The sequence below is a fragment of the Ralstonia sp. ASV6 genome (assembly GCF_016429285.1).
Lineage (GTDB): Bacteria > Pseudomonadota > Gammaproteobacteria > Burkholderiales > Burkholderiaceae > Ralstonia > Ralstonia flaminis.
The window spans coordinates 1-5,417 of the sequence record NZ_JAELUI010000231.1 but is presented as its reverse complement, the minus strand read 5'-3'; the positions used below and the strand labels follow the sequence as shown (position 1 = coordinate 5,417).

Below are 5,417 nucleotides of genomic sequence, written 5' to 3'. Positions count from 1 at the left end.
CGGTGGTTTCGTGGCCGGAGGTACGTCCGTTGTATCGACTGATGTGCATGCGTGCGACCGACCACGATGCCTTCAACCAGGAACAGCAGAACGAGGCCGGAAACGACGACACGGCTCCGTTCAAGACGCTGCAATTCTGGGTAGACCGTCGCAATGACTGGATTTTCTTCGGCGCCATCGACCCGTCGATGGGCAAGAACAACAAGGCGCGCGATCCTTCGGCCATTTTGGTCGGGGGGCTAGACCGGCAGCGCATGGTGTTGGACGTGGTGGAGGCCGACGTGTGCCGCCGCGTGCCCGACCTCATCATCAGCCGAGCGATTGACCTGCAAGCCGAATACGGATGCATTACGTGGTCCGTTGAAGCCATTGCGTTTCAAGAGTTTCTTTACACCGAGCTTTTGAAGCGCGCGGCGTTGCGAGGCGTGGCGTTTCCTGCGATCCCAGGGCCAACCGGACGGGACAAGACGCTGGCCATCCTCTCGCTGCAACCGCATGTGGCCAATCAGAAGATTCGCGTGCACCGCAGCCAATCGACGCTGATTGAACAGCTCAAGTTCTACCCGGAAGCCGACCATGACGACGGCCCGGACGCTTTGGAAATGCTGTGGCGTGTCGCCACGCAGTTCTCCGTGGATTGGGAATACACCTCGGCGGCATCCGCACGGCGCGGCGACGCCAACAACGATTGGGACGACGATGATTAAGCAGATCAAGGCCGCACTGGCCAAGGTGTCGCGTTCGGGTCTCGACACGATACAAGCTGGAGCCCGTGCGACGCAGGGCAACTCGCTCAACTACATGTCGGTGACCACACTGGACCCGAGCCGCCTAGCCAACGCTTTCGCGGCAGCGGATCAGGGCTATATCACCGAGCAAGCAGCGCTGTATGAGCTAGTGGAAGAACAGGACTCGCACATCTTTGCGGAGCTGGCCAAGCGCCGCCGCTCCGTGACGGGCCTGGGCTGGCAATTGACGCTGCCTGACGACGCAACGCAATCGGAGCTGGACCGCAACAAAGAGCTGGCCGACATTCTGCGCAAGATTCCGCGCTTTGAAGACGCTCAATACGACCTGACGGACGCGATTGGCAAAGGCTTTGCGGCGGTGGAGATCAACTGGAAGACCGGAAGCACGTGGACGCCCGGTGAATTGCTGTGGGTGCCGCAGCGCCTGTTCCAGGTGGACCGGGAATCCGGTGCCATGCAGTTCCTGAAAATGGGCTTGCCCGAAGCACTGCGGCCGTGGAAATGGGTGGTGCACGAGCACCGCGCTATATCGGGCTATATCGAGAAATCTGCGCTGTTCCGCGTGCTGGCGTGGACGTATGCCTACAAGGCTTACAACGTGCGCGACATGCAGCGCTTCTTGGAGGTTTACGGACTGCCGCTGCGCCTGGGCAAGTATCCGGCTGGCATCACCCCCAAGCAACGGGACGAGCTGCTGAAGGCTGTGCGCAACATCGGCCACGATGGCGCGGGCGTTGTGCCGGCCACCATGACTATCGACTTCATCCAAGCGGTCAAGTCTGGCACTGTCGATGACTTCCTCAACTCCATCTCGTATTGGGAGCGTAAGCAATCGCTAGCCATCCTGGGCGGCACGCTCACCAGCCAGGCCGACGGCAAGACGGCGACCAATGCGCTGGGCGTCATTCACGACAAGGTGCGGCGCGAAATCATGCTGCACGACGTGCGCCAGATCGAACCGACCATTACCACGCAGTTGGTGCGGCCCATCGCGTTGGTCAATGGCATGTTCTCTGAAGAGCGCATGCCGAAGTTCTGCTACCTGACGGAAGAGACGGTAGACCAATCCAAGATGGCCGACGTGCTGACCAAAGCGACCAACATCGGCATGCAGATCGACTTGGATTGGGCGCACAAGGCCATGCAGATTCCGCGCGCTGCCAGTGGTGCTGCGATGTTGAAGGTTCCAGCCAAGGCAGAGCCGGTATCGGCGCCGGCCGACGCGGCGCTCACGCGCCTAGCCGCGCTGGCCAGCAAGGCAGGTGCGGTAGATGGCGATATCGCTGGCGCGTATGCGGCCCAGTTGGCCACGCTGTGCGTGCCGCGAGAGCAGGCACACATTGAGCAGATCGCAGCCATTGTGGCGAACGCGGGCAGCTATGAAGAAGCCATTGCAGGCATCGAAGCGCTGACGGCGGGCGACCCGAAGTGGGCCGAAGCCATGGCACTCGGGATGACCGTTGCGAATCTGGCCGGGCGTGCGGATGCAGGGGCGAACGGTGACTGATCGTGTGCTAACCATTCCCGTCAAAGGCGTCTACTTCGATCAGATCAAGGCAGGCACGAAGCCGCACGAATACCGGGAGACTACGGCCTACTGGCAGAAGCGATTGGTGGGTCGAACCTACGATCGAATCGTGCTCACGCGTGGTTACCCGAAGAAGGATGACGCCGAGCGGCGTTTGACCGTGCCGTGGCGCGGTTATCAAGTGGAGCGGATCACGCACCCCCACTTTGGCGCTCATCCGGTTGAGGTGTTCGCCATTGACGTGTCTGGAGGGGAGCTGTGAGCGCATCACCTGATCGCCTGCCATTCTCGGAAGCCATCGACTACTTCCGAAACAAAACCCGCCTGCCGTCTTCGGGCTGGACCGACCTCTGGCAAGAGCAGCACAGCCACGCCTTTGTGGTGGCTGGTGCCGCGCATGACGGGCTGGTGGAGGACTTCTATAACGCCATCCGCCAGGCACAGGAGAAAGGCACCGGCTACCCGCAGTTCCGCAAAGACTTCGACACCATCGTCGCCAAGTACGGCTGGGCACACAACGGTGCGCCGGGCTGGCGCAGCAAGATCATCTACGACACCAACATCCGGCAGGCATACAACGCTGGGCGTTGGAAACAGATGACGGATGTGGCGCATCTGCGGCCGTACCTGCGATACAAGCACAACAGCACTGAACACCCGCGTCTCCAGCACCTTGCATGGGATGGGTTGGTCCTGCCCATCACTGATCCTTGGTGGAACACGCACATGCCGCAAAACGGCTGGCGTTGCCAGTGCAGCACGCATTCGCTGTCGCGTATCGAAGCGCAGCGCGAGTGGGAAGCGCAGGGCAAGACTGGCCCAGATGAAGCGCCGCCCATCGAATGGGAAGAGCGTGTGGTGGGTGCTCACGGCAGCGCGCCGCGCACGGTGCGCGTGCCCAAGGGCATTGATCCTGGCTTTGCCTACAACCCAGGCAAGGCGTGGCTGGAGCCGCATACGGTGCCGCCGCTGGAGGGCTACGATGCCGTGCTGAAAGAGCGCGGCGCGCAGTGGCCCACCAGCTTCACGCCGCCTGCCACGCCCGCACCAACGATGGTGCCAAAAAGCGTGTTGCTGCCGGCCGGCACCGCGCCGGAAGTGGCCGTGGCGGATTTTCTGGAAGTCTTCGGGGCGTCGATGGAAGAAGGCGCGGCCTTTACCGACGCGGCTGGCAGCACCCTGGCGATCACCAAGGCACTGTTTGAAGACGGCCTGGGCGGTCTGACGGCACCAGCGGCAGCCAGTAAGGCGGGACATTTCGAGTCGGTCAACCTGCTGGCCATGACGCTCATCGAACCGGATGAAATCTGGTGGGCCTGGGTGAAAGATGCCAGCGACGACGGCCGCTGGCGCCTCAAGCGCCGCTATCTGCGTGCATTCGAGCTGGAAGGCAGCAACGAATACGGCTATGCGGCTTTCGAGTGGGGCAGCAACGGATGGACGGGCGCATCCACGTTCATGGGAACCGAAGCCAAGCCGGAAGACCGCGCGGCGGCGTTCGATAAACAGCGTCTCGGGCGGTTGGTCTATAAGAAATAGGAGATGCGGCCACGCGTGGCCGCATCTCCATCACCACGGGGCAGCCTCATGCAACTCACCTACGAATTTCAAGCCGAACACCTGTTGCAAGCGTTGAATGCAGTGCGCCAGGAAGTGATTACGCCCCAGCAGATGCTGGGAAGCATTGGCGAGTCGCTGTTTCGGGTGAATCAGGCACGTCATGACCAAGGGCTGGCGCCAGATGGCACGAAATGGAAGCCGTTGTCGCCGCTGACCATCGGCACGGCGGTTTGGCAGCAACAGGGCAAGTCGTTTCGCAAGAATGGTCAGATGAGTTTGGCCACGGCGCGCAAGGTGCAGGCTCGTCGCGGCGGTCGCATTCTGTACGGGAACGGCGACCTGCTGGGCAGCTTCAACTATCAGGTGACAGGCGTGGAGCTGCGCCTTGGCTTCAGCGACGAGAAAGCCGCGTGGCATCACCTGGGCACCAAGGCTTATACGATCACCCCGAAGAAAGCCAAGGCACTCGCCTTTGCGGGGCTGGTGCGTAAGCGCGTGAACCATCCGGGCCTCACAGCGCGCCCGTTGGTTGGCTTTCCGGCCTCTGATAGGCAGTTGGTGGAGGATGTGACGGCCGACCACCTCAAATTGGTGTTGAGCCGCGTTCGATGATGCGATGAAGCGTCTTTGAAGTGGGGGAATATCCGCTTTGGCGGTGGCAATTTCCCGGACTTCGCGCCCGAATTTCCCCCACCTTCTCCCCGAGTTCATCCGGAAATCATGGATTCGGGTTCTTGGCCCAGATTCCAGTGTTTATGCGGCTTTCGGGCTTTTTTTGGTCTTTCTGACCTGTCCTGTTTCCCCTACCTCCCTACTTGCAGGGCTTCTCCGCTGGCGGCGAGTTTGGCTCCGCCACGGCCTTCATGATCGAGCATGCCAACGGCAAGCGCATGGGCTACAACGCGAGCTGGCAGGCGGCCACGCAGGGCTTGGCGACGTTGCTGGCGGCGGGTTTGAGCGCGTGGCTCACATATGCGTTGACCACCGCGCAGGTGGAAGCATGGGGCTGGCGCGTGGCGTTCTTGTTCGGTTTGCTGATCGGCCCCATCGGCGTCTACATCCGCCGCCACACGCCGGAGACGCCGGAATTCGTTGCCATGCAGGCAGAGGCGCCGGCAGCGCTGCAGGAGCGCTCACCGCTGCGCGACACGCTCACGCAGGGGCTGCCCGGGCTGCTGCTGGGGGCCGGCGTGGTGGTGGCCGTCACTGCCTTCAATTACGTGCAGAAGGTCTACATGCCGACCTACGCCATCAACCAATTGCACATCGCCACCAGCGCGTCGCTCGTCTGCACGATGATCACCGGCGCCATGCTGATGGTGATGGCGCCCGCGTTCGGCTTGCTGGCGGATCGCTTTGGCAGCATCCGAGTGGTGTCGATCGCGATGGTGGTGATTGCACTGTCGACGTATCCGATGTTCGCCACGCTGGTCGCGCAGCCGACGTTCTGGACGCTGCTGGTCATGCAGGCGATCGTGGGTGTGCTGCTGGCGGCCATCCTGGCGCCACTGCCGGCATTGCTGGCCGACATCTTCCCGACGCGCACACGCGGCACGGGTCTGGCGTTGAGCTATAACTTG

The 5,417-nt window shown here is 62.0% G+C and carries 6 protein-coding genes; all 6 read left to right on the top strand.

Annotation, left to right across the window (positions count from 1 at the left end; genetic code table 11):
• The coding region (gene terL, locus JHD73_RS26350) for a phage terminase large subunit (protein ID WP_199033102.1) at nucleotides 1-707 on the top strand (707 nt) is incomplete at its 5' end.
• The gene (locus JHD73_RS26345) at nucleotides 700-2,256 is read left to right on the top strand and encodes a DUF935 domain-containing protein (RefSeq protein WP_199033101.1); all 1,557 of its coding nucleotides are present in this window, start codon (nucleotides 700-702) and stop codon (nucleotides 2,254-2,256) included. The genes terL and JHD73_RS26345, both read left to right, overlap by 8 nt.
• On the top strand, nucleotides 2,249-2,539 hold the full coding sequence (locus tag JHD73_RS26340) for an ASCH domain-containing protein (RefSeq protein ID WP_368735561.1): 291 nt from the start codon (nucleotides 2,249-2,251) through the stop codon (nucleotides 2,537-2,539). Before JHD73_RS26345 ends, JHD73_RS26340 begins: the two co-directional genes overlap by 8 nt.
• A complete protein-coding gene (locus tag JHD73_RS26335) occupies nucleotides 2,536-3,816 on the top strand; it encodes a PBECR2 nuclease fold domain-containing protein (RefSeq protein WP_199033099.1) in 1,281 nt (426 codons plus the stop codon). The genes JHD73_RS26340 and JHD73_RS26335 overlap by 4 nt, the downstream gene beginning before the upstream one ends.
• A 48-nt stretch (nucleotides 3,817-3,864) precedes the next feature.
• Nucleotides 3,865-4,449, top strand: a complete 585-nt coding sequence (locus JHD73_RS26330; protein WP_199033098.1) for a phage virion morphogenesis protein — start codon at nucleotides 3,865-3,867, stop codon at nucleotides 4,447-4,449.
• Nucleotides 4,450-4,652: 203 nt separating this feature from the next.
• On the top strand, nucleotides 4,653-5,417 hold a 765-nt coding region (locus JHD73_RS26325), incomplete at its 3' end, for an MFS transporter (protein WP_233177162.1).